Origin of the sequence: Paraburkholderia sp. J76, from assembly GCF_905220295.1 — a bacterium.
GTDB lineage: Bacteria > Pseudomonadota > Gammaproteobacteria > Burkholderiales > Burkholderiaceae > Paraburkholderia.
The window spans coordinates 494,962-519,022 of the sequence record NZ_CAJMZJ010000002.1 but is presented as its reverse complement, the minus strand read 5'-3'; the positions used below and the strand labels follow the sequence as shown (position 1 = coordinate 519,022).

Genomic DNA, 24,061 nt, shown 5'->3' with positions numbered 1-24,061 from the left:
CCAGAGTCTTTTCCAACTCACCTACCCCCTAAAGCAAAAGGAGGATCTATGGCAAAGCGTATTGCCTACGTGACCGGCGGCATGGGCGGCATCGGAACGGCCATCTGCCAGCGTCTGCACAAGGATGGCTACACGGTGGTCGCGGGCTGCGGCCCGAATTCGCAGCGCAAAACGCGCTGGCTCGACGAGCAGAAAGCGCAAGGCTACGAGTTCGTCGCGTCCGAAGGCAACGTGGCCGACTGGGACTCCACGACCGCCGCGTTCGAAAAGGTGAAGAAGGAAGTCGGCGAGATCGACATTCTGGTCAATAACGCGGGCATTACCCGCGACGTCGTGTTCCGCAAAATGACGCATGAAGACTGGATCGCGGTGATCGACACGAATCTCACGAGCCTTTTCAACGTCACGAAGCAGGTGATCGACGGCATGATCGAGCGGGGCTTCGGGCGGGTGATCAACATTTCGTCGGTGAACGGGCAGAAAGGCCAGTTCGGTCAGACGAATTACTCCACGGCCAAGGCCGGCATTCACGGCTTCACCATGGCGCTCGCGCAGGAAGTGGCGACCAAAGGCGTGACCGTCAATACCGTTTCGCCGGGCTACATCGGCACGGACATGGTGAAGGCGGTGAAGCCCGAAGTGCTCTCGAAGATCGTCGACAGCATTCCGGTGCGTCGCCTCGGCGAGCCGATGGAAATCGCTTCTATCGTGGCCTGGCTCGCATCCGACGAAGCGGGCTTTTCGACCGGCGCCGACTTCTCGCTCAACGGCGGTCTGCACATGAGTTGAGCGTCGCCGCGGCGGGTTGCGCGGTGCTTGTGAGTACAACGAAGCGATCTGGCGGGAGCGGCGTCGAGCCGGCTCCCGCTTCGTGTTTTTGGGCGCCGTCTATCGTGCGTCTGGCAGGTCGGCCAAAGAAAAATGCGCCGGGAGCGGACTCCCGGCGCCCAATTTCGACTCTGCGTGGTCCCCAACAGTCAGGGACAGGGTATGGGGCCTGGCAGGACGATCCGCAAGTCGTACGACCGGCCGCCATGCTCCATGAGTGATTTAACGGCGGCGCGCGCGTTGGGTTGAGTGGGTGGAAACCCAGGGCCCGCTTCAGGCGAGTGTTCGGGCAATTGTTCGGCCAATTGATTCGTCCCGCCATTCGCGCTACCTTTACGCTTATCCTGGCCGTCGAGTTCCGGGCAACGAGAGGAGAACCGTTTCGTGAAGAACGCGTGGGCTTTCTCCTGCCTCGTCGCCTTGAGCGCGATCCTCTGCGGATGCGGCAAGGACAGTTCGCGAAGCGTCACCGCGGCATCGGGCGCCTCCGCAAGCGAGGCGCCGGCGTCGGGCGCAAGCGGCACACCTGCTGCATCGGGTGCGCAAGCGGGGGGCACGCTGGGCACCATCACTCAGGCGCAGTTGCCGCCGCAAGCTGGCGATACACTCCGGCTGATCAAGGCGGCCGGCCCGTATCCCTATCCCGACGATGGCGTGCTGTTCCGTAACAGTGCGCTTTTGCTGCCGAAGCATCCGCGCGGCTACTACCACACGTACACGGTTATCACGCCCGGCGCGACGGATCGCGGGCAGCGCCGGATCGTGTGCGGCGGACCGCGCAAGCAGACCGGCGAGTGCTACTACACCGACAATTACTACGCCAGTTTCAAGCGCATTGCTGAATAAAGCGCCTTCGGTTGTGCGGATTTCGCACCGTCACTTCAGGATAGTTTTCGAGGTGCGTTTCGCCGTCGCTGCCGAAGTAACTGACGCATCGGCGAACCAGATCGGCGTCGTATCGAACCACGCCCGCCGTCCACGCGCCGGGTCCAAACCCGGCAAACGTGGTTTCGCCTGCCTGATCCGCGCGCAGCACCGGGTTCAGCAACTCGCGATTGAATGACGGTACGTTTCTTCGGCCGCACTACGGCCATTCGGACGCGTGGAGATGCTCTATGGAAAACCGCCCGATGTTGATTGCGCTGGCGCTCCTGCTGGCTGGGTGCGCCGCCGGCGGCGTGCCGCAAAACGGACCCCATCTGAGCGAGACGGAGTGCCGCGACCTCGCGGCGCTCAGAAGCAACGCGCCTGTGACGAGGGCGCAAAACACGAGCGAACTTGCGGCCTTGCGGAAGGCGGGCTACAACCCGCCGCCCTGGGACGACCCTTACTATCCGGAGGATCTGCAGGCGGCGCAGCGCCTCGTCGACTACTGGTTCGAAACGGAGTGCAAGCCGCTCCTGTCCGGGTGAATTCACGAGGAGACGCGGCCACCCGCCATGAAGCGGTCATGAAGCGGTCTCAAGCCGTCGCGACGAGAATCGACTCGCCGCTCGCGGGCCGAAGTCCATCGCTACGGTGTGCGAAATAACGCGCGGTGAGATCCGCGGTCGACACATGGCGCGCGTCGCGCAACCCCGCTTCGCGCGCGAGCGCGAGCATTTCGTCCGGTGCGAAGAAGCTCACGAATGGCGTGCCTGCCGCCTTCGCGCGTTCATACACGGCGGCGTGCTGCGCGCGCTCGGGTTCGTCGATGAGATCGAGCGGCAACAGGAACGTCATGACGAGCGTCGAACCCGGTGCGAGCTGCGCGATCTGGCGCAGCGTCGCGAGATTCGCCTCGCGCGTGAGATACATGGAGACGCCCGTTGACGCGATTACCGCAGGGCGCCCCGCATCGAATCCGGCAACGGCGAGCCGTTCCCACCATGTCTCGCCGGCCTCGAAATCCACGGGCACGAAACGCAGCCATTCCTGCTCGCGAAAGCCCAGCTCCATGAGCCGTTGACGCTTCCACGCCTGCGTTCCCGGCTTGTCCACCTCATACACGTGCAGGCGCGAGGCGATCTCGGGCCGGCGCTGCGCGAACGTGTCGAGTCCCGCGCCGAGAATCGCGTACTGTTGCGCAAGCCCCTTCGCGGCCTGTTGCGCCACGAGGTCTTCGACAAAGCGCGCCCGCCCGACGATGGATGCACGATAGCCGCGCGTGCCTTCAGGATGCATATCGGGGCGTTCGCGCCAGTTCGACTCCGGCGCGGCGATCTGCATGCCGGTTTCGTCTTCGAGCACGTGGGGCGCGTCGTCGACTTGAACGTGCAGCGCGCGCCACAACGCGACGCGAATGGCGGTGCTGTCGGGAGCGGCGGCGTGGCTGGCGGGCATGGTTCGGTCCTTTGTGGCGGGTGTCGTCGCACGATTATCGCGCGGCGTGTTCGCGGGCGCGCGCCCCGTAAATGTCGGCGCTCACTCGACGCAGCGCCTCGATCATCACGCTCGCCGCGGGCGTCAAGAGGCCGTCCGCGCGCGTGATGATGCCGAAATCGTCCATCTGGCAATCCATCGGCACGGGCAGGATCGCGACCATGCCGTGCGCCGCGTAGTAGCGCGCCACGTCCTCGGTGAGCACGGCGATCATGTCGCTTTGCTCCAGCACGCGCGTAATGAAAAGCAGCGCGGGCGTTTCCACCACGTTCGATGGCGGCGCGAGGCTCGCGCGCTGGAACATCAGTTCGAAGCGGTGGCGCAGCACGCTGCCGACAGGCGGCACGACCCACGTGGCGCGCGCGATGTCGGCGAGTGCGATCGGCTGGGCGCGAGACTGCACCTTGTCCGCTGCTTCCCCGAGCATGGGATGCCCGGGCCGCACCACGGCGCACACGGGTTCGCCGGCAAGCGGCTCGTAGCGCAACTGGAGCGTGTCGTGTTCGGAGGAAAGGCGGCCTAGCACCACGTCGAGCTTGTCCTGCGCGAGGTGTTCGAGCAGCACGTTACTGGCGTCGATCTCCACGGAAACGCGCAGATTCGCATTCGTGCGTTTGACCGCCGCGACGGCGGCCGGCAGCACGCGCACGCCAGGCGACGTGATCGCGCCCACCGCCACGTGACCAAGGCGCCCCGCCTTGAGCGCGCTCAGTTCCTCCTGCGCCTGGTCGAGGCTGCCGAGCACGGCGCGCGCGTGGCGGATCAGCGCGTCGCCGTAAAGCGTTGGCCGCATGCCGCGCGGCATGCGCTCGAACAGCACCGCGCCGAGCATGTCTTCGAGTTCGCGCAGGAGCTTCGAGGCGGCGGGCTGCGTCATGCTCAGCGCCGCTGCCGCGCGGTGAATATTGCCTTCCTCGGCCAGCGCCACGACGAGGAGCAGTTGACGCGTTTTCAGCCGCGTGCGCACGTACCAGGGGCTCGTGTCGAGCATGTCTTTCGCCTGATTTCCCAAATAGTTTTAGGTGTTTATACCAATGCCGATTTCGATATCGGAAGCGTCCATTTTTTCATTAGAAGGTTATCAGACTTATCCCTAGACTGTGCCGAACCTGGCGCTCGAAAGATTGAGCGATCTCCCGCACCACAAGACGAATACGATGTCGGAAACCAAACCCAAACTGCGCTCCCAACAGTGGTTCGGCACCACGGACAAGAACGGCTTCATGTACCGAAGCTGGATGAAGAATCAGGGCATTCCCGATCACGAATTCGATGGGCGCCCGATTATCGGCATCTGCAACACGTGGTCGGAACTCACGCCCTGCAACGCGCATTTCCGCAAGCTCGCCGAGCACGTGAAGCGCGGCATTTATGAGGCGGGCGGCTTCCCGGTCGAGTTTCCCGTGTTCTCGAACGGCGAATCGAATCTGCGCCCCTCGGCCATGCTCACGCGCAATCTCGCTTCCATGGACGTGGAAGAAGCGATTCGCGGCAATCCCATCGACGCCGTCGTGCTGCTGTGCGGCTGCGACAAGACCACGCCCGCGCTGCTGATGGGCGCCGCGAGCGTGGACGTGCCCGCCATCGTCGTGACGGGCGGCCCGATGCTCAACGGCAAGCACGAAGGCAAGGACATCGGCTCGGGTACGGTGGTGTGGCGCCTGCACGAGGAGCTAAAGGCGGGCGAGATCGATCTGCACCAGTTCCTTTCGGCAGAAGCGGGCATGTCGCGCTCGGCGGGCACGTGCAACACCATGGGCACTGCCTCGACGATGGCCTGCATGGCCGAATCGCTCGGCGTTTCGCTGCCGCACAACGCCGCGATTCCGGCGGTGGATGCGCGCCGCTACGTGCTCGCGCACATGTCCGGCATCCGCATCGTGCAGATGGCGCTGGAAGACCTGAAGCTCTCGAAGATCCTCACGCGCGAGGCATTCGAGAACGCCATTCGCACGAACGCGGCCATTGGCGGCTCGACCAACGCCGTGATCCATCTAAAGGCGATTGCGGGCCGCATTGGCGTGGACCTCGAACTCGAAGACTGGCAGCGCATTGGCCGCAACACGCCGACCATCGTCGACTTGCAGCCTTCGGGCCGCTTCCTGATGGAAGAGTTCTATTACGCGGGCGGACTGCCTGCCGTGCTGCGCCGGCTTGGCGAAGCGAATCTGCTGCCGCATCCGGATGCGCTCACGGCGAACGGCAAGTCCATCTGGGACAACGTGCGCGAAGCGCCCAACTACAACGACGAAGTGATTCGTCAACTCGACAACCCATTGATCGCGGACGGCGGCATCTGTATCCTGCGCGGCAATCTCGCGCCGCGCGGCGCGGTGCTCAAGCCTTCGGCGGCCACGCCCGAATTGCTCAGGCATCGCGGCCGCGCCGTGGTGTTCGAAAACTTCGATCACTACAAGGCGACCATCGGCGACGAATCGCTCGACGTCGACCGCGACTCGATCCTCGTGATGAAGAACTGCGGCCCGCGCGGCTACCCCGGCATGGCCGAGGTGGGCAACATGGGCCTGCCGCCCAAGCTGCTGCGCCAGGGCGTGAAGGACATGGTGCGCATTTCGGACGCGCGCATGAGCGGCACGGCATACGGCACCGTGGTCCTGCACGTCGCGCCCGAAGCGGCGGCGGGCGGCCCGCTCGCGGCGGTGCGCAACGGCGACTGGATCGAGCTGGACTGCGAAGCGGGCCGGCTGCATCTCGACATCAGCGACGAGGAACTCGCGCGCCGTTTGAGCGACGTCGATCCGGCGGCCGCGCCGGGCGTGGCGGAACAACTCGGCAAGGGCGGCTATGCGCGCCTCTATGTCGATCACGTGCTGCAGGCCGACGAAGGTTGCGATCTCGACTTCCTCGTCGGCAAACGCGGGGCGGCGGTGCCGCGGCATTCGCACTAGGTGCTGGATGGATCGAGGCGGGGCGCGCGCGGTTCGCGTGCATCCTCTTCACGTAAGGCTAGGGTTTGGCGCCCGGGTTGCCTACCATTGTCAAGGCGTCCGACGCGAGCAATTCCACCGCGGAACGGCTTTGCGTAAAAGGCGCGGCCCGACACCCTTTATCAAGCAGGACTGAAGACATGACTACGAGCCGTACGCCCCGCTACCGGGGCATTTTCCCTGTCGTGCCGACCACGTTCACCGAAACCGGAGAACTGGATCTCGCAAGCCAGAAGCGCGCCGTCGATTTCATGATCGACGCGGGCTCGGACGGCCTGTGCATTCTCGCGAACTTCTCGGAGCAGTTCTCGCTCTCCGACGACGAGCGCGAACTCATCACGCGCACCGTGCTCGAGCACGTGGCGGGCCGCGTGCCCGTGATCGTGACGACCACGCACTACGGCACCTCCATCGCCGCCGCGCGCAGCAAGCGCGCGCAGGAGCAGGGCGCGGCGATGGTGATGCTCATGCCGCCGTATCACGGCGCGACCTTCCGCGTGCCCGAGCAGCAGATTTACGACTTCTACGCGCGCGTGTCCGACGCGATCGACATTCCGGTCATGATTCAGGACGCGCCCGCGAGCGGCACGGTGCTCTCCGCGGCGTTCCTCGCGCGCATGGCTCGCGAGATCGAACAGGTCTCGTACTTCAAGATCGAAACGCCGGGCGCCGCGAACAAGCTGCGCGAGCTGATCAAGCTGGCGGGCGAAGCCGCCGAAGGCCCGTGGGACGGCGAAGAAGCCATCACGCTGCTCGCCGATCTCAACGCGGGCGCAACCGGCTCCATGACGGGCGGCGGTTTTCCGGACGGCATACGCCCGATCATCGAAGCCCACCGCGAAGGCCGCGCCGACGACGCATTCGCGCTTTATCAGAAGTGGCTGCCGCTCATCAATCACGAGAACCGCCAGGCGGGCCTGCTTGCCTGCAAGTCGCTGATGAAGGAAGGCGGCGTGATCGAGTGCGAACTGCCGCGCCACCCGCTGCCCGCGATGAATCCCGCGACGCGCGCCGAACTGGTCGAGATTGCACGCCGTCTCGATCCGCTCGTGCTGCGCTGGGGTAAATAATTCATTCGTCATCCGTAATAAAAATTCTCCCTGAAAAGAAGGGGCGGAGATACGTCATGAAAGCGTCCTATACGTTGGGCATCGTCGGCGTGGGCAAGATTGCGCGCGATCAGCATCTGCCTGCCATCGCGGGCAATCCCGGTTTCGAACTCGTTGCGAGCGCGAGCCGCAACGCGGAAGTGGAGAACGTGCGCAACTACAAGGACATCGGCGCGCTGCTGGCCGCCGAGTCCGATCTCGACGCCGTGTCGCTGTGCGCGCCGCCGCAGGTGCGCTATGCGCAGGCGCGCGCAGCCCTCGAAGCGGGTAAGCACGTGATGCTCGAAAAGCCGCCGGGCGCGAGCGTGAGCGAGGTCGAGGCGCTGCGCGAACTCGCGCAAAAGCGCGGGCGCACGCTGTTCACCACGTGGCACTCGCGCTGCGCGAGCGCCGTGGAACCCGCGCGCGCGTGGCTTGCCGGGCGCACCCTCCGCGCCGTGCACGTGCGCTGGAAGGAAGACGTGCGCCGCTGGCATCCGGGTCAGCAGTGGATCTGGGAACCGGGCGGCCTGGGCGTGTTCGATCCGGGCATCAACGCGCTTTCCATCGTCACGCGTATCCTGCCGCGCGAAGTGTTGCTGCAGGGCGCGACGCTGCACGTGCCGGGCGATTGCGCCACGCCCATCGCCGCGGAACTCGACTGCATCGACACCGATGGCGTGCCCGTGCGCGCCGAGTTCGACTGGCGCCACGGCCCGGTCGAGCAATGGGAAATCGATGTGGAGACAACGGACGGCTTGCTCTCGATCGCGGAAGGCGGCAAGCGTCTCACGATTGCGGGCGAACCCGTCGCGCTCGAAGCCGAGCGGGAATATTCGGCGCTCTATGAGCGTTTTCACTGGTTGGTCGCCCACGGCACCGACGACGTGGACGTGCGCCCGCTGCGCCTCGTGGCGGACGCGTTCCTGCTGGGCCGGCACATCGAAGTCGAGGCCTTCGGCCACCAGACGCATTGATTACGCACTACAGACAGCAGCAAAACCACAACCTGAGGAGACAGGAGCATGACCAGCAAGATCCGCCGCTTGACCCTTCGTGCCGCATTCGCGGCGATGTGCATCGCCCCGCTCGGCATGAACGTGGCGGCGCACGCCGACTCGCCCGTGAAGATCGGCTTTCTCGTGAAGATGCCGGAACAGGCATGGTTCATCAACGAGCAGAAAGCGGCTACGGCGCTCGGCCAGAAGGAGAACTTTTCGGTGGTGAACATCGGCACGCCCGACGGCGAGAAGGTGCTCGCCGCCATCGACAACCTCGGCGCACAAGGCGCACAGGGCTTCGTGATCTGCGCGCCCGACGTGCGCCTCGGACCGGCCATTCAGGCGCGCGCCAAGCGCTACAACATGAAGTTCGTGACGGTGGACGACCAGCTCGTGGACTCGTCGGGCAAGCCGCTCGCCAACGTGCCGCACCTCGGCATGTCGGCGTTCAAGATCGGCAATCAGGTCGGTCAGGCGATCACCGACGAAATGAAGCGCCGCGGCTGGAAGCCGGAAGAAGTCGGCGCGCTGCGCATCACCGACTATGAACTGCCCACGGCGAAGCTGCGCACGGACGGCGCGACGCAATCGTTGCTGGCTGGCGGCTTCAAGAAGGAAAACATCTTCGACGCCCCGCAAAAGACCACCGACGACGAAGGCGGCTTCAATGCGGCGTCGCCGGTGCTCGCACAACATCCGAACATCAAGAAGTGGGTGGTGTTCGCGCTCAACGAAGAAAGCGTGCTGGGCGCCGTGCGCGCAACCGAGCAACTGCATATTCCTTCGGCTGACGTGATCGGCGTGGGCATCAACGGCGCGGGCGAAGCGTTCGCCGAGTTCCAGAAGAAGCAGCCCACGGGCTTCTACGGCACGATCGCGGTGAGTTCGACGAACCACGGCAAGGAAAGCGCCGAGAACCTCGTCGACTGGATTCGCGCCGGCAAGCAGCCTGTCGCCGACACGCAGACTACCGGCAAGCTGATGACGCGCGACAACTGGACGGCCGTGCGCAGCGAGCTGGGTATTTAACAGGCAAATAAGGACTGCGTAACGCACGGTCGAGACGGGATAGGGCAGGGATGCAATGACTGAAACCATGACTGACGCAAATGCGCAGGCAAAAGCGAACACGAGTGCGAGCGCTCAACAGGGGAATCGCGCATATCTGGAACTCGACGGCATTACCGTGAGTTTTCCGGGTGTGCGTGCGCTCGACCGCGTGGCGCTGGAAGTGCGTGCCGGCGAAGTGCACGGCTTGATGGGCGAGAACGGCGCGGGCAAATCCACGCTGCTCAAGGTGCTCTCGGGCGTGAACCAGCCGCAGGAGGGCACGCTCAAGCTGGGTGGCGCGGAGCATCGCTTCGCGACCACGAAGGCGGCGCTCGAAGCGGGTATCGCGATCATCTATCAGGAACTGCATCTCGTGCCCGAGTTGACGGTGGCGGAAAACCTGATGCTCGGGCAGTTGCCCAACCGCCTCGGCGTGCTCGACGAAGGCACGCTCGTCAAGCGCGCGATGGGTGAACTCAAGCGCCTTGGCGAGCGCATCGACCCGCGCACGCCGGTGAAGAACCTCTCCATCGGCCAGCGGCAGATGATCGAAATCGGCAAGGCGCTCATGCGCAATGCGCGCGTGATCGCCTTCGACGAACCGACCAGTTCGCTCTCGGCGCGCGAGACCGAGAACCTCTTTCGCATCATCAACGCGCTGCGCGCGGACGGCCGCGCGATCATCTATGTCACGCACCGCATGGACGAAGTCTACGAACTGTGCGACCGCGTGACGGTGTTCCGCGACGGCAAGCGCATCGAGACGTTCGATTCGGTGGCCGACCTCGAACGCAACCGGCTGATTGCCGCGATGGTGGGCCGCTCGATCGAGGACGTGTACGGCTATCGTCCGCGCGAAGCGGGCGAAGTGCTGATCGAAGCGAAGGGCCTGCTTGGGCCGGGCCTGGCCGACCCGGTGTCGTTCGCGGCGCGGCGCGGCGAGATCGTCGGCTTTTTCGGGCTCGTGGGCGCGGGCCGCTCGGAACTCATGAAGCTGATTTACGGCGCGACGCGTGCAAGCGCGGGTCACGTCGAGCTTGGCGGCAAGCGCGTGAACTTCGCAAGCCCGCGCGACGCCGTGCGCGCGGGCCTCGCGCTATGCCCCGAGGACCGCAAGCAGGAAGGCATCGTCGCGATCGCCTCGGTGGCCGACAACCTCAACATCAGCGCGCGCCGTCACTTCAGCCCCGCGCGCTTCCTGCTCGACGCGCGTCGCGAGCGCGATCTCGCGCAGGACTTCATCAGGAAACTCGCGATCAAGACGCGCAATGGCGACACGGCCATCGGCACGCTTTCGGGCGGCAACCAGCAGAAGGTGATCCTGTCGCGCTGGCTCGCCGAGCGCATCGAAGTGTTCCTGATGGACGAGCCCACGCGCGGCATCGACGTGGGCGCGCGCGCCGAGATCTACAACCTGCTCTACGAGCTTGCGGAAGCGGGCAAGACCGTGATCATGGTGTCGAGCGATCTTGCCGAAGTGATCGGCGTGTCGGACCGCATCATCGTCATGCGCGAAGGCCGCATTGCGGGCAGCCTGCCCAAGGCCGAAGCCACACCCGACGAACTGATCAAGATGGCGCTGCCGCGCTAACGCGGAACGCTTTTTTTGCCTTTCCGGTTGCGCGCGCAACAAGGTCGCGTGACCGGTCCGAAACGATGAACCAGAAATGAGTGAAGCCATGCAGCCACAGGGCACGCCTACCGTCAACGAAGCCGCCGCGCCCATAACTCCCCAGCGCGCGCGGGCGTGGGACATGATCAACAAATCGGGCATCGTGGTGGTGTTCGTGGTGCTGTTCGCGGTGCTCTCCGCAACGGTGCCCGACTTCCTCACGACCCGCAACATTCAGGGCCTGCTGCTCTCCGTCACGCTGATCGGCTCGATCGCCGTCACGATGATGTTCGTGCTCGCGCTGGGCGAGGTCGATCTTTCGGTCGCTTCCATCGTCGCGTTTTCGGGCGTGGTTGCCTCCACGGTCATCACGCAGTCGCATAGCGTGCTGCTCGGCATTGCCGCGGGCGTGCTCGCGGGCGGTGCGGTTGGGCTCGTGAACGGCGTGCTGATCGCGCGCTTCAAGATCAACTCGCTGATCGCCACGCTCGCGATGATGGAGGCGGTGCGCGGCCTCGCGTTCCTCACCTCGAACGGCGACGCCGTGATGATCTCCGAAGAGCGCTTCTTCGATCTGGGCGGCGGCTCGTTTCTCGGCATTTCGTTTCCGATCTGGAGCAACATCATCGGCTTCGTGGTGTTCGGTTTCCTGCTCAAGAAAACCGTGTTCGGCAAGAACGTGCTGGCCGTGGGCGGCAATAGCGAAGCGGCGCGCCTCGCGGGCTTGCCGGTCACGCGCATCAAGATCACGGTGTTCGTGCTGCAAGGGCTCATTACGGGCTTCGCGGGCGTGATGCTGGCCTCGCGCATGAGCCTTGGCGACCCGAAGACTTCCGTGGGCCTCGAACTCGGCGTGATCTCGGCGTGCGTGCTGGGCGGCGTGTCGCTCACGGGCGGCGTGGCGACCATTTCGGGCGTGCTGGTCGGCGTGCTCATCATGGGCGCGGTGCAGGACGCCATGAGCCTCATGAACGTGCCGACGTTCTATCAGTACCTCATTCGCGGCGGCATTCTGCTGCTCGCCGTGCTGTTCGACCAGTTCCGCCGCAGCAAGCGGGCGGTCTAACAGGCCGTATGAGGCGCCGTATGAGCGCGGCGGCCTTCGTGCGTGACGTGCGCGAGCGGCTACGTTCCCAGCGGAGCGCCGCCCAGAATCGAGTTGGCGTCGGCGCGCGCATTGTCGAGCTGCACGACGCTCGCTTGCCGCGCCGCGAGCGCGTCGCCGTGCTCGATCGCCGTGAGAATCGCCTTGTGGCGCGGCAAGGAAAGCGCATGTGTGTTGGGATGACGGCTCGTGAGCTTGATCGACTCGGAAAGCGCGAGCGAGAGCATGTTGCCGATGTAGGCGAGCATGTTGTTATGCGTGGCCGCCATGATCGCGCGATGGAATTCCAGATCGGGCTCGAGCAGGTCGGCGGCGGTTTGCGCCTCCTCCATGCGCGCGTACGCGGCGGTAATGCGGGCGCGGTCTTCGTCGTTCGCCGAAATCGCGGCGAGCGCGGCGGCGGCGGGCTCGATGATCTGCCGCACGGTCATGAGCGAGCGGAAGAATTCGCCCTCGGGAATGCTGTTGACGGTCCAGTACAGCACGTCGGGATCGAGCATGTGCCAATCTTCGCGCGCTCGCACGACACTGCCCACGCGCGGCTTCGACACCACGAGGCCCTTGGCGACCAGTACGCGCGTGGCCTCGCGTAGCACGGGGCGGCTCACGCCGTAGGTTTCGCACAACGTGGGTTCGGCGGGCAGACGCTGCCCAGGGGCGAGCGAGCCGCCGACGATCTGCATGCCAAGTTCCTGCACGATGCGCGCGTGCATGCTCTTGCGTTTCTCTAGATTGCGGTAATCCATGATTGTCCGGCCGGGGGCTACCCGATCGGAGCGCCCCCCTTGTTTATAGGTTCATTACGCGCTGGTGGCGCGCATGGCCCGATATTCCCGCCGCACGATGTCCATCAGTTCAGCCACCGATGTATTGGCGCTGCGCTGCTCGTACGTCACGCGGCCTCGCTGCATCAACATGATGCGATCCGCAATGTCGAGCGTCTGCGCATAGTTGTGCATGATCATGATAATCGATAGGCCGCCTTTCTCCTTCAACCGCATGATGAGATCGATGATGAGACCGGCTTCGCGCGCCCCCATCGCGGCGAGCGGTTCGTCGAGCAGAAGGATCCTGGCGTTGGAATGCACGGCGCGCGCCACCGCGATGGCCTGGCGCTGGCCGCCCGAAAGCCGCTCCACCGGCAGGTCCACCGAAGGCACGTGCACGCCGATGTCGTCGAGCAGTTGCGCGGCGCGCGCGCGCATCTGCTTGTGGTCGAGCAGTTTGAAGGGGCCGCGCCGCACGATCTCGCGGTTCAGGAACATGTTGTGATAAATGCTCAGCGAATTGGCGAGCGCGAGATCCTGATAAACGCATTCGATGCCGAGCGAGCGCGCGTGGTCCACCGAGCGCAGCAACGTTTCGTTGCCGTCGATTTGCAGCGTGCCGCTCGTTTGCTGATGAAAGCCCGTGAGAATTTTCACGAGCGTGGATTTGCCCGCGCCGTTGTCGCCGAGAATGCCGAGAATTTCGCCGCGCCCGAGCGTGAGCGAAACGCCGTCGAGCGCCGTGACCGCGCCGAAGCGCTTGACGATGTTGTCGCCGCGCAGCGCGAGCGGCGTGTCAGCCGTGGCGGTTGCGCCGCCCGGTGCAGCTTGCGGTTCGTCCATCATCGGCTCCCTTTGCGGCGCAGGCGCCCAACGTGGATGTTGAAGACCATGGCGGCGAGAATGGCGGCGCCGAGGATGATGTTGAACGTGAACGCGTTGATGCCGATGAGCGTGAAGCCGTCGTTGAGAATGCCGAGCACCGCCGCGCCGATCAGGCCGCCCACGATCGTGCCCGAGCCGCCCGTGAGCGGCGTGCCGCCGATCACGGCCGAAGCCACGGCGAGGAACATGATCTGGTTGCCGCCTGCCTGCGGGTCGATCGAGGTGATGCGAAAGCCTTCCAGAATGCCGGTGAAGCCCGCGAGCACGGCGGCAATGACGAAGTTGCCGAGCCGCAGCCGGTTCACGTGAATGCCGGCCTCGCTCGCGCCGAGCGGATTCGCGCCCGCCGCCTGCGTATGCAGGCCCCAGCGCGTGTGCCGCAATAGCACGTGCATGGCAAACGCGATCACGATTGTCCAGAGAATCTCGCTGTAGCCCCACGCGCCCATGAAGGCCGCGAATTCGGGCGAGCCCGGCGTTTGCACCGGCGTGCCGCGCGAGATGGTGAGCGTGATGCCGTTGATGAGAAAGAGCGTGCCGAGCGTCGTGACGAACGAGGGCAGCCGCAGCCATACGGTCACGGCGCCGTTCACGAAGCCCACGATACCCGCGGCCACGAGCCCCGCGATCACGGCGAGCCACATGGGCGCGCCGGCGTCGTTGGCGAACACCATCATGAATGGCGCGAAGGCGAACACCATGCCGGCCGAAAGATCGATGTCGCCGCCGATCATCAGCATGATTTCGCCGAACGCGATGATCGCCACAGGCGCGATGAACTGCGAGAGGTTGACTAGACTCGCGTTGGTAAGCAGGAAATCGCGGTTGGAAAATTCGAAGTACGCCGCGAGGATCACCGCCACGAGCAGAATACGCAGCTCGGGCGCCCACGCGGAGAGCCATTGCCCGCGCGGGCGGGCAGCAGCCCGCGCGGTCACTTCAGCCTTGCCAGTTTCGTTCACGGAGTTCATCACTCGTCGTTCGTTGCGGCCGGTTCGTCAGGACTTGATCGCGCCGTTCATCGGCACGATTTGCGGCTTGGTGGTCTTGCCTTCGTAACGCGTCGAGGTATTGAGGTACGGCTCGACCGTGTCCTTCGTCACGAACTTCAGGCCCGTGTTCGTATCGGCCGGACCGACAAGACCGCCCGACGCGAGCGTCACGAACGCCTGCATGACCGTGTAGAAGCCCTGCACGTACGGCTGCTGGTCGATCGTGAAGTCGAGGAAGCCTTCGTGAATGAGCTGGACCGTGGTGGGCAGCAGGTCGAAGCCGCCGCCGTGCACGCCCTTCGAAGGCAGGTTCGATTCCTTCATCACCTGCGCCACGCCCTGGGTGCTGCCCGCGTCCACGGCGAACATGCCCTTCACGTCCTGGTGGCCGAGATAGAACGACTTGATCTTCGAAAGCTCTTCGTTGACGGTCGCGCCCGTGGCCACGGTCTGGATTTCGATCTTCTTGCCGGACTTCTTGATCGCGTCGCTCGCTCCGTCCAGACGCGGCTGGATGTTGAGCTGGCCCGGCGTGGCGATGAAGAGGGCGACGAGGCCGCTGTCGACGAGGCTCACGATGCGCTCGCCCATCTGGTAGCCCGAGAGATACAGGTCCTGGCCGATATAGGCAAGGCGCGGGCTCTTCTTGCCGCGCGGCGCGTCGGCGTTATAGGCGAACACGGGAATGCCCGCGTCGAGCGCTGCCTGGATGGGCTTGTCGAAAGCGGTGGGATCCACGATCGGCACAGCGATCGCGTCGGCCTTCGCCGCGATCGCCGCATTCACGGCGCGTACCATTTCGCCCGCGTCGGACGTGGCCGAGCCGGTCCACTGATAGTCCATGTTGAGCAGACCGCACGCGTCCTGAATGCCGTATTGCGTCGGCACGAAGAACGGATTCGTGGTGACGTGGTTGACGAACACGATTTTCCACTTCTTGTGCGAGGGGAATCCCGATTCGGCCGCCTGCGCCGTGGAAATGAGTCCGCCGCCGCCCACCGCGCCGAGCAGCGAAAGCGCCGCGCCCAACCCCGCGCCCTGCATCAGGCCGCGCCGGCCTGTGTCGATCAAGCTTTTGCCGTCTTTTGCGTCATCCCGATCCTGCGCCATGTTTTCCTCCGGTCTTGTCTTCGTGGTCGATGTAGTCGACTTTTCGTCGAAAAGCGTGCAGATACTGGACAGTACCGGAGAACGCGCACGCCACGCTCGCTGAATGGAGCCGTGACGCGCCAGACATCCGCTGCGAACGTGTGTTCGCAAGGCGCCGACGGTACCGCAAAAATCTTAGTGCAGCGTGATGAGGCCTCCTAATCCATGTATACCCGTAACTACTCCATAGGCTGCAGTCACAATGACAACTGGCTTACGCGCCGCCCTTCGCTTCGTGCAGATGAGGCGGCGGGCTCGCGAGCCTGGCCTGGTCCATAGGCGTCGCGGGTTGGGTGCGCGAGCGCGTGGCGCGCGGTGCACCGCGTCCCGTGCCGGTGGATTTGCGGCGCGCGGCATGGCGCTCGGTGGCGCGCTGCATGAGGCAGAACGCGCACAGCAGCGCGCCGATCACGATGCGCGTCCACCACGAACTGAGCGTGCCGTCGAAGGTGATGAGCGTCTGGATCGTGCCGAGGATGCCCACGCCGAACACCGAGCCGATCACATAGCCCACGCCGCCCGTGAGCAGCGTGCCGCCGATCACCGTCGCGGCGATGGCGTCGAGTTCCATGCCTTGCGCCTGCAATCCGTAGCCCGAGAGCACATAAAGCGTAAACACCACGCCGCCGAGCGCCGAACAGAACCCCGAGAGCGCATACACGCCGATCTTGGTGCGCGCCACCGGCAGGCCCATGAGCAGCGCGGAGCGCTCGTTGCCGCCGATCGCGTAGACGTTGCGCCCAAAGCGCGTGAAGTGCGCGATGACGATGCCCGCGATCAGCATGGCGATGGCCGTGAGCGAGCCCGTGGTGAGCGACCCGCTGCCCACTGGAATGCTGAATTCGGAGAGCGCGTGAAAGCCGGGGTCGTTGATCTGGATGGATTCGGTGGTGATGAGAAAACACGTGCCGCGCGCGAGGAACATGCCCGCGAGCGTGATGATGAAGGGTTGCAGCCGGAAGAAGTGGATCAGCGCGCCCATTGCCGCGCCGTAAAGCGCGCCGCAGATCAGAACGAGCGGCACGACCACGAGCACGGGCCAGTGCAGCTTTTCGGTGCCCACGGCGCAGAGAATCGTGGTGAGCGCGACTACGGCGCCCACCGAAAGATCGATGCCGCCCGAGATGATCACGAACGTCATGCCGATGGCGACGATCAGCAGGAACGCATTGTCGACGAGCAGACCGAAGGCTACCTGGAGCGAAAAGAACCCGGTGTACATGACCGAGCCGAAGCCGAACAGCACGGCAAAGAGCACGACCGTCACGACGATGGGCAGCACGCGCGGATCGACGAAGCGGCTGGCGCCGCGCCGGCACGCCGCGAATGCGTTGGATAAGGACAGGGCAGGGCGGTTCATGCTCGGCTTCCCTCGTATGGGTGCACGGGGTGCTCAGGCGCGCGCGCGGCGTGCGAGAGCGATACGCTTGAGTTGCTGGAGCGCGAAGGTGCGCGCGGCGGGCGACTGGATCAGGCACACGAGCAGCACGACCACGGCCTTCACGACGAGCGTGGCCTCGGGCGGCACGCCGATCGAATAGGTGGTGTAGGTGAGCGTCTGGATGATGAGCGCGCCGAGCACGGTGCCCGCAAGACTGAAGCGTCCGCCCAGCAGCGAGGTGCCCCCGAGCGTCACGGCGAGAATGGCGTCGAGTTCGAGCAACAGGCCCGCGTTGTTGCCGTCCGCGCTGCGCACGTTCGAGCTGATGAGAATGCCCGCAATCGCAGCGGTCACGCCGCAGAATGCGTAAGCGCCGAACACCACGGCTTGCGACGACAAACCCGCGAGACGCGCGGCCACCGGATTCACGCCGATCGAGCGGATGAAGAGCCCGAGCGCCGTGCGGTTGACGATGAGCGCGGTGAGCACGGTCACGGCAATCGCGATCCACACGGCGCATGGGATGAGCGCGAAATAGCCGCCGCCCGCGAAAAGATAGCCGGGCGCGCCGATGGGAATGATCTGGCCGCCCGTGAGCAACTGCGCCACGCCGCGCCCCGCCACCATCAGAATGAGCGTGGCGATGATCGGCTGCATGCCGACGAACGCGACGAGCAGGCCGTTCCAGATGCCTGCGAGCAGGCCCACCGCGAGCGCCGCGCCGAACGCGAGGCCCACGCGCGATGGATCGGCGGCGAGCACTGTCGCGGCCGCCGCACCCGCAATCGCCACGACGGCGCCCACGGAAATGTCGATGCCGCGCGTGGCGATCACGAGCGTCATGCCGAGCGACACTACGACGAGCGGCGCGGCGCGCATGAGGATGTCGATGGGCGCGCCGAACAGGTGGCCGCCAAGCATCGTGATGGCGAGGAAGTTGCCGCGATGCGCGACATCGACGACGAACAGGGCGATGAGCGTCACTGCCGGCCACACCAGCGGATGCCGGATGACGAGCGAGAGCCAGGCGGGAAGGGCGGGGCGCGTCATCGACGGTCTCCGGCAATGAGGTCGTAGACTTCGTGCTCCGAGCGCGCCGCGCCCGAAAGCTCGGCCACCTTGCGCCGGTCGCGCAACACGGCGATGCGGTCGCTCACGCGCACCACTTCGCTGATCTCCGACGAAATGAACAGAATGCCAAGACCTTTCGCGCACAGCGCGCGCACGCGGTCCATGATTTCGAATTTGGCGGCCACGTCGATGCCGCGGGTGGGTTCGTCGAGGATGAGCAAACGTGGCTTGGTCGCGAGCCAGCGCGCGAGCAATACCTTCTGCTGATTGCCGCCCGAAAGCAGCCCAATCGGCTGCTCCGCATCGCGCGCCTTGATGCCCAGTTGCTCGATATATTCGTTGGCCAGTTCGCGCTGGCGCGAGCGCCGGATCATGCGCCACCAGCCCAGTTGCGCCTGTAGCGCGAGCACGATGTTTTCGCGTATCGACAGATCGGCGACGATGCCTTCCTTCTTGCGGTCTTCGGGGCAATAGGCCATGCCGTGGCGCACGGCGTCGCGCGGCGAGGAAAGCTTCACCGCCTGGCCGTTGATGTGCACGGTGCCCGCATCGGCCTTATCCGCGCCGAACAGCAGGCGCGCGGTTTCCGTGCGGCCCGAGCCGAGCAGCCCGGCGAGACCCAGAATCTGCCCCGGCTGAACTTCCAGATCGAGCGGATTGAGCACGCCGCGGCGCGCCACGCCTTGCGCCGCGAGATACGGTTTGGTGTCCGAAGCAGCCGCTTCGCTGCGCGCCGGTTCGGCTTGCGTGAGCCGCTCGCCCGCGTTTTGCAGGCCCACCATCTTCGCGACCAGCGTTTGCACAGGCAGGTCGGCGGCGAGATATTCGCCCTCGCGCTCGCCATTGCGCATCACGGTGATGCGATCGGAAATGGCGTAGGTCTGCTCCAGAAAATGCGTGACGAACAGGATCGCGATGCCCGACGCTTTCAGCTTGCGCAGCACGTCGAACAGGCGCGCGACTTCGCCTTCGTCGAGGCTCGAAGTCGGTTCGTCGAGAATCAGGATGCGTGCATCGACGGACACCGCGCGCGCAATCGCCACCATCTGCTGCATGGCGATAGGGTACGTGTCGAGCGACTGCGTGACGTCGAGCGAAAGATTCAGTTCCGCGAGCGCTTCTTCCGCGCGGCGGTGAATCGTCTTCCAGTCGATCAGGCCGAGCCCGCGCTTGCGCGGCTGGCGGCCCGCGAAAATATTCTCCGCCACCGAGAGGTTGGGGCAGAGGTTGACTTCCTGATAGAGCGTCTGGATGCCGGCGGCTTCCGCCATCTGCGGCGTCGGGAAGTGTACCGGCTCGCCCGCGAGGCGTATCTCGCCCGCCTCGGGCTGGTGCACGCCCGTCAGCACGTTGATGAGCGTGGATTTGCCGGCGCCGTTCTGGCCCATCAGCGTATGGATCTCGCCGGGGTACAGACGAAAATCGACCCGGTCGAGCGCGCGCACGCCGGGGAAGGTTCGGGTAAGACCGACGGTTTCGAGTATCGGGGAAACGCTCATGGGCAACCGTGAAAGAGGCTCGAGCGCGCGGCGTGCTTCGTAAAACCCTTAATTACTCAGGTCTACGAAGCACACCGCGCCGCCCGGCAAGCCAGTTTAGTACTTGCGCGACGGCAGCACCTGCGCCGCCACGTCCATCGGGAACACCGTTTCGTTCGTCACGATGCGTTTGGGCAACTGCTTGCCCGCCACGACGTCTTTCACGGCGGACATGAGCTGCGGTCCGAGCAGCGGGCTGCACTCCACATCCACGTTCATCTTGCCGGCGATCATCGCCTCGAAGCCGCCCTTGGTGGCGTCGAACGACACGACGCTGACGTCCTTGCCCGGCTTCATACCCGCTTCTTCCATGGCCTGGATCGCGCCGAGCGCCATGTCGTCGTTATGCGCGTAGACCACGTTGATCTTGTTTCCGTACGTCTTCGCGAACGCTTCCATGACCTGCTTGCCGCCGGCCAGCGTGAAGTCGCCGCTTTGCGACGCGATGATCTTGAACTTCGGATCGTTCTTGATCACTTCCATGAGGCCCGAATGACGGTCGTTGGCCGGCGCGGAACCCACCGTGCCCTGCAATTCGACGATATTGATGGGACCGGGATTGTTCTTGTAGTGATCTTCAAGCCACTTGCCCGCGCGGCGGCCTTCTTCCATGAAGTCCGAGCCGATCATGGTCACGTAGAGCGACTGGTCTTTCACGTCGATGTTGCGGTCCGTGAGAATCACGGGAATCTTCGCGCGTTTGGCTTCCTGGAGCACCGGTTCCCAGCCCGACTCCACCACGGGCGAAAACGCGATCACGTCCACCTTCTGGGCGATATACGAGCGGATCGCCTTGATCTGGTTTTCCTGCTTTTGCTGGGCGTCCGAGAACTTGAGATTGATGCCGGCGTCTTTGGCGGCCGCCTTGACCGACACCGTATTCGCCGTGCGCCAGGCGCTTTCCGCGCCGACCTGGGCGAAGCCCAGCGTGATCTGCTTGTCTTCGGCGTGCGCGACGCCCGCCGCCAACGAGAAAGCGGCCGCCGCAGCGACCAGCCCGCCTGCCATGCGAGTTACCAGTTTCATGCGAGTCTCCGATGTAGCTCTATGCGTTGTATTTCTTTAATTCACGGCGCTACACCCGCGTCCATCACGGCCGGACAGAATCACGAGAAGTTCGCGCCATCCCTGGCCGCCGGTTATATCCTTTCGATACACCATTGGCCGCCCCTGCTGCTCACAATAGACAAACTATATGCAACGCCAGGAACGGTTGCGATTAGCGTTTTCCCGATAAGCCTGATGCATATAGTCATGCTATTTATTGGACTTTCTCACTAAGTGGGCGAAGCCATGAACACCCGTAAGCCCAGACTCCGCTCGGCCGCGTGGTTCGGCACCACCGACAAGAACGGCTTCATGTACCGAAGCTGGATGAAGAACCAGGGCATTCCCGATCACGAGTTCGCCGGCAAGCCGATTATCGGCATTTGCAATACGTGGTCCGAACTCACGCCCTGTAACGCGCACTTTCGCAAACTCGCGGAGCACGTGAAGCGCGGCATTTATGAAGCCGGCGGTTTTCCCGTCGAGTTTCCCGTGTTCTCGAACGGCGAGTCGAACCTGCGGCCCACGGCCATGTTCACGCGCAATCTCGCTTCGATGGATGTTGAGGAATCCATACGAGGCAACCCCGTCGATGCGGTCGTGCTGCTCGTGGGCTGCGACAAGACCACGCCCGCGTTGCTGATGGGCGCGGCCAGCTGCGACGTGCCCGCCATCGCCGTGACCGGCGGCCCGATGCTCAACGGCAAGCACGAAGGGCGCGATATCGGCTCGGGCACGGTGGTGTGGCAACTGAGCGAGCAGGTGAAGGCGGGCAAGATTTCGATCCACGAGTTCATGTCGGCGGAGTCGGGCATGTCGCGCTCGGCGGGCACGTGCAACACCATGGGCACGGCTTCGACCATGGCGTGCATGGCCGAAGCGCTGGGCGTGACGCTGCCGCACAACGCGGCGATTCCGGCGGTGGACGCGCGCCGCTACGTGCTGGCGCATATGTCGGGCATGCGTATCGTGGAGATGGCGCTAGAAGACCTGCGCCTCTCGAAGCTGCTCACGCGCGCGGCGTTCGAGAACGCCATTCGCACGAACGCGGCCATTGGCGGCTCGACGAATGCGGCGATCCACCTGAAGGCGATTGCGGGGCGCATCGGCGTGCCGCTCGAACTCGACGACTGGACGCGTATTGGGCGAGGCACGCCGACCATCGTCGATCTGCAGCCCTCGGGACGTTTCCTGATGGAGGAGTTTTATTACGCGGGCGGTTTGCCTGCGGTGCTGCGGCGCCTCGGGGAAGCGAACCTGCTGCCGCATCCCGATGCGCTCACGGCCAACGGCAAAACGCTCTGGGAGAACGTGCGCGAGGCGCCCATCCACAACGCCGAAGTGATACGCCCGCTCGACAATCCGCTCGTGGAGGACGGCGCGCTGTGCGTGCTGCGCGGCAATCTCGCGCCGAACGGCGCGGTGTTGAAACCTTCGGCGGCTACGGCGAAGCTTTTGAAGCATCGCGGGCGCGCCGTGGTGTTCGAAAATTTCGACGACTACAAGGCGCGCATCGGCGACCCCGATCTCGAAGTCACGGCCGACTCCGTGCTCGTCATGAAGAACTGCGGGCCCAAGGGTTATCCGGGCATGGCCGAGGTGGGCAACATGGGCCTGCCGCCCAAGCTGCTCGCGCAGGGCGTGACCGACATGGTGCGCGTGTCGGACGCGCGCATGAGCGGCACGGCGTACGGCACGGTGGTGCTGCACGTGGCCCCCGAAGCGCGCGCGGGCGGCCCGCTCGCCATCGTGCGCGACGGCGACTGGATCGAACTGGACTGCGAGAACGGCGTGCTGCGCGTGGACATCGGCGACGACGAAATCGCGGCGCGGCTCGACGAATGGGGTGCGAACCGGCAGCCCATTCCCGCCGATCGCAGCGGCTATCGCAAGCTCTATGTCGAGCACGTACTGCAGGCCGACGAAGGCTGCGATTTCGATTTCCTCGTGGGCTGCCGCAGCGCGGACGTGCCGAGCCATTCGCATTGACAACGCTCGCACGAAACCCGCGCTGCGGCAGACGCGGGTTTCCGTTCTTGCATAGAAAATTAAAGATTCGGGGAATCGCCCTCGGCGTTTTCCTACCGTCGTTTTCCTGATTGTTTTGGATTCGGCGCAACATTTGATCGCGTGCAAGCAAAGGCTTGTCATGCGTCATATACGGCGGTCAACGCGAAAACATGGATCGCGTTAAGCGGATGCCAGCCGGCGGGCTGGCGGCAGTGATCCATTTAGCCATTCGCGGAGATTCGCCATGAAACAACGATGTATGCCAACCCGCCTTCGCTCATGGCGACGGTGCGCCAGCGCGGCAGGCGCCCTTGTCACGCTTGCCACGGCGGGACTGCTTTCGGGTTGTGTCGCCGAAGCGCCGTTCAACATGCCCAGTTACCAGGCCGGTACATGCGTGAGCGCCGCCGCCGGCTACTACTGCGTGCAGCCAGGCGATTCGCTCGACTCCATCGCAACGTCGTTCGGGCGGCGGCCCGACGAGATCGCGCACTGGAACAGCTTGACGGCGGGTTCCGCGCCACGCGCCGGACAGATGCTGCGCGTAGGGCCGCCATCGGGCGGCGCAGGCGTTTCGCTCGCGGCCGCGACTCCCGCGCCCGGGGCGAACCGCTTCGTCTGGCCGGTTGCGGGCACGGTGGTGCGCGAGTTCGGCGCGCAGGGTTCGCGCGGCATCGAGATCGCGGGTCAGGCCGGCGCGCCGGTCAAGGCCGTGGAGGGCGGCCGGGTTGTCTACGCCGGCGACAAGCTCAAGCAGTATGGCCTCATGGTCATCGTGAAGCATGACGGCCACTTCGTCACCGCCTATGGCAACAACCGCCGCTTGCTGGTAGCCGAAGGCGCCACCGTGCAGCGCGGCGCGACCATCGCCGAGATCGGGACGAACCGCGAAGGCCACGCGGTATTGCAGTTCGAAATGCGCGAGGATGGCCACCCCGTGGACCCGCTCGCGTATTTGCCGCCGGGCTCGGGGCCGGTCACGCCTTAACGGCGCTTTCTCACGTCGCGATCGACCGCTACGTCGCTGTCGATGAAACAGGGTACGTCGTATCGCGCGTGATCCAGCATGTTCCCCAGATTCGCGATCTTCCGGTTGGAACCCTGGAGCCCGTCTTTCGGGCTTTCTTTTCATTCTAAATGCATCGGACTCCGAACTATCAGGCTATGTCCCTGAGTTTAAACTTGCCGATAGCGCCGAACAGCGAATTTTGATCGACCTGGGGAGAAC

General features: G+C 64.7%; 22 protein-coding genes and 1 pseudogene. 11 read left to right on the top strand and 12 right to left on the bottom strand.

The genetic code is table 11. The annotated features are described in order from the left end of the window. The first annotated feature begins 48 nt into the window (after positions 1–48). A complete protein-coding gene (locus tag U5768_RS05885) occupies positions 49–789 on the top strand; it encodes a 3-ketoacyl-ACP reductase (RefSeq protein ID WP_322029429.1) in 741 nt (246 codons plus the stop codon). A gap of 423 nt (positions 790–1,212) precedes the next feature. Next, a complete protein-coding gene (locus U5768_RS05880; RefSeq protein WP_322029428.1) occupies positions 1,213–1,674 on the top strand; it encodes a ribonuclease in 462 nt (153 codons plus the stop codon). On the opposite strand, the gene U5768_RS31945 is transcribed toward U5768_RS05880, so the two are convergent. Next, positions 1,655–1,864 (bottom strand): hypothetical protein, encoded by a 210-nt coding sequence (locus U5768_RS31945; protein WP_415913862.1) that lies wholly within the window; start codon positions 1,862–1,864, stop codon positions 1,655–1,657. The two genes, U5768_RS05880 and U5768_RS31945, sit on opposite strands and share 20 nt — an antisense overlap. Before the next feature lie 79 nt (positions 1,865–1,943). Here U5768_RS31945 and U5768_RS05870 point away from each other — a divergent pair, with 79 nt between their 5' ends. Then, a complete protein-coding gene (locus U5768_RS05870; RefSeq protein ID WP_322029426.1) occupies positions 1,944–2,240 on the top strand; it encodes a DUF4148 domain-containing protein in 297 nt (98 codons plus the stop codon). A 49-nt stretch (positions 2,241–2,289) separates the two neighbouring features. Here U5768_RS05870 and U5768_RS05865 read toward each other — a convergent pair whose 3' ends face one another. Then, the gene (locus tag U5768_RS05865) at positions 2,290–3,150 is read right to left on the bottom strand and encodes a class I SAM-dependent methyltransferase (protein WP_322029425.1); all 861 of its coding nucleotides are present in this window, start codon (positions 3,148–3,150) and stop codon (positions 2,290–2,292) included. Positions 3,151–3,184: 34 nt separating this feature from the next. After that, on the bottom strand, positions 3,185–4,180 hold the full coding sequence (locus tag U5768_RS05860) for a LysR substrate-binding domain-containing protein (protein ID WP_322029424.1): 996 nt from the start codon (positions 4,178–4,180) through the stop codon (positions 3,185–3,187). A gap of 166 nt (positions 4,181–4,346) precedes the next feature. On the opposite strand from U5768_RS05860, the gene U5768_RS05855 reads away from it, so the two are divergent. The 6 genes from U5768_RS05855 (at position 4,347) to araH (ending at position 11,954) form a co-directional block, all read left to right on the top strand. Further along, positions 4,347–6,098, top strand: a complete 1,752-nt coding sequence (locus U5768_RS05855; protein WP_322029423.1) for an IlvD/Edd family dehydratase — start codon at positions 4,347–4,349, stop codon at positions 6,096–6,098. 179 nt (positions 6,099–6,277) lie between these two features. Next, on the top strand, positions 6,278–7,207 hold the full coding sequence (locus tag U5768_RS05850; protein WP_322029422.1) for a dihydrodipicolinate synthase family protein: 930 nt from the start codon (positions 6,278–6,280) through the stop codon (positions 7,205–7,207). Positions 7,208–7,263: 56 nt separating this feature from the next. Continuing rightward, positions 7,264–8,202 carry a Gfo/Idh/MocA family oxidoreductase gene (locus U5768_RS05845; protein WP_322029421.1) on the top strand — a complete coding sequence of 313 codons (939 nt, stop codon included), beginning with the start codon at positions 7,264–7,266 and terminating at the stop codon, positions 8,200–8,202. 48 nt (positions 8,203–8,250) lie between these two features. Further along, positions 8,251–9,255 (top strand): arabinose ABC transporter substrate-binding protein, encoded by a 1,005-nt coding sequence (locus U5768_RS05840; protein WP_322029420.1) that lies wholly within the window; start codon positions 8,251–8,253, stop codon positions 9,253–9,255. Between the two features lie 67 nt (positions 9,256–9,322). Continuing rightward, positions 9,323–10,867: an L-arabinose ABC transporter ATP-binding protein AraG gene (araG, locus tag U5768_RS05835; protein WP_322029419.1), complete on the top strand. Its 1,545-nt coding sequence runs from the start codon at positions 9,323–9,325 to the stop codon at positions 10,865–10,867. Positions 10,868–10,943: 76 nt separating this feature from the next. Beyond that, positions 10,944–11,954 carry an L-arabinose ABC transporter permease AraH gene (gene araH / locus U5768_RS05830; RefSeq protein WP_322029418.1) on the top strand — a complete coding sequence of 337 codons (1,011 nt, stop codon included), beginning with the start codon at positions 10,944–10,946 and terminating at the stop codon, positions 11,952–11,954. 59 nt (positions 11,955–12,013) lie between these two features. Here the strand turns inward: araH and U5768_RS05825 are convergent, their stop codons facing one another. From U5768_RS05825 to U5768_RS05790, 8 genes are all read right to left on the bottom strand, one after another. Next, complete coding sequence (locus U5768_RS05825) at positions 12,014–12,739, bottom strand: FadR/GntR family transcriptional regulator (protein WP_322029417.1); 726 nt, start codon at positions 12,737–12,739, stop codon at positions 12,014–12,016. A 54-nt stretch (positions 12,740–12,793) separates the two neighbouring features. After that, positions 12,794–13,603 carry an ATP-binding cassette domain-containing protein gene (locus U5768_RS05820; protein WP_322029416.1) on the bottom strand — a complete coding sequence of 270 codons (810 nt, stop codon included), beginning with the start codon at positions 13,601–13,603 and terminating at the stop codon, positions 12,794–12,796. Next, the gene (locus U5768_RS05815; protein WP_322029415.1) at positions 13,603–14,616 is read right to left on the bottom strand and encodes an ABC transporter permease; all 1,014 of its coding nucleotides are present in this window, start codon (positions 14,614–14,616) and stop codon (positions 13,603–13,605) included. The genes U5768_RS05820 and U5768_RS05815 overlap by 1 nt, the downstream gene beginning before the upstream one ends. A 27-nt stretch (positions 14,617–14,643) precedes the next feature. Beyond that, entirely contained in the window at positions 14,644–15,747 is a 1,104-nt protein-coding gene (locus U5768_RS05810) for a sugar ABC transporter substrate-binding protein (protein WP_322029414.1), read from the bottom strand. Positions 15,748–16,000: 253 nt separating this feature from the next. Further along, positions 16,001–17,146 carry a galactofuranose ABC transporter, permease protein YjfF gene (gene yjfF, locus U5768_RS05805; protein WP_322029413.1) on the bottom strand — a complete coding sequence of 382 codons (1,146 nt, stop codon included), beginning with the start codon at positions 17,144–17,146 and terminating at the stop codon, positions 16,001–16,003. Between the two features lie 33 nt (positions 17,147–17,179). Next, positions 17,180–18,217, bottom strand: coding sequence for an ABC transporter permease (locus tag U5768_RS05800; RefSeq protein ID WP_322029412.1), 1,038 nt, complete (start codon positions 18,215–18,217; stop codon positions 17,180–17,182). Further along, a complete protein-coding gene (locus U5768_RS05795; protein WP_322029411.1) occupies positions 18,214–19,737 on the bottom strand; it encodes a sugar ABC transporter ATP-binding protein in 1,524 nt (507 codons plus the stop codon). Before U5768_RS05795 ends, U5768_RS05800 begins: the two co-directional genes overlap by 4 nt. Positions 19,738–19,833: 96 nt before the next feature. Continuing rightward, positions 19,834–20,784: an ABC transporter substrate-binding protein gene (locus U5768_RS05790; RefSeq protein WP_415913861.1), complete on the bottom strand. Its 951-nt coding sequence runs from the start codon at positions 20,782–20,784 to the stop codon at positions 19,834–19,836. Positions 20,785–21,069: 285 nt separating this feature from the next. Between U5768_RS05790 and U5768_RS05785 the strand changes: the two genes are divergently transcribed. Beyond that, the gene (locus U5768_RS05785) at positions 21,070–22,812 is read left to right on the top strand and encodes an IlvD/Edd family dehydratase (protein WP_322029409.1); all 1,743 of its coding nucleotides are present in this window, start codon (positions 21,070–21,072) and stop codon (positions 22,810–22,812) included. A 280-nt stretch (positions 22,813–23,092) separates the two neighbouring features. Further along, positions 23,093–23,821: a peptidoglycan DD-metalloendopeptidase family protein gene (locus tag U5768_RS05780; protein ID WP_322029408.1), complete on the top strand. Its 729-nt coding sequence runs from the start codon at positions 23,093–23,095 to the stop codon at positions 23,819–23,821. Here the strand turns inward: U5768_RS05780 and U5768_RS05775 are convergent. Then, positions 23,818–23,925, bottom strand: a pseudogene (locus U5768_RS05775) (hypothetical protein); the annotation flags it as partial. The gene U5768_RS05780 and the pseudogene U5768_RS05775 overlap by 4 nt on opposite strands. Between the last annotated feature and the right edge of the window lie 136 nt (positions 23,926–24,061).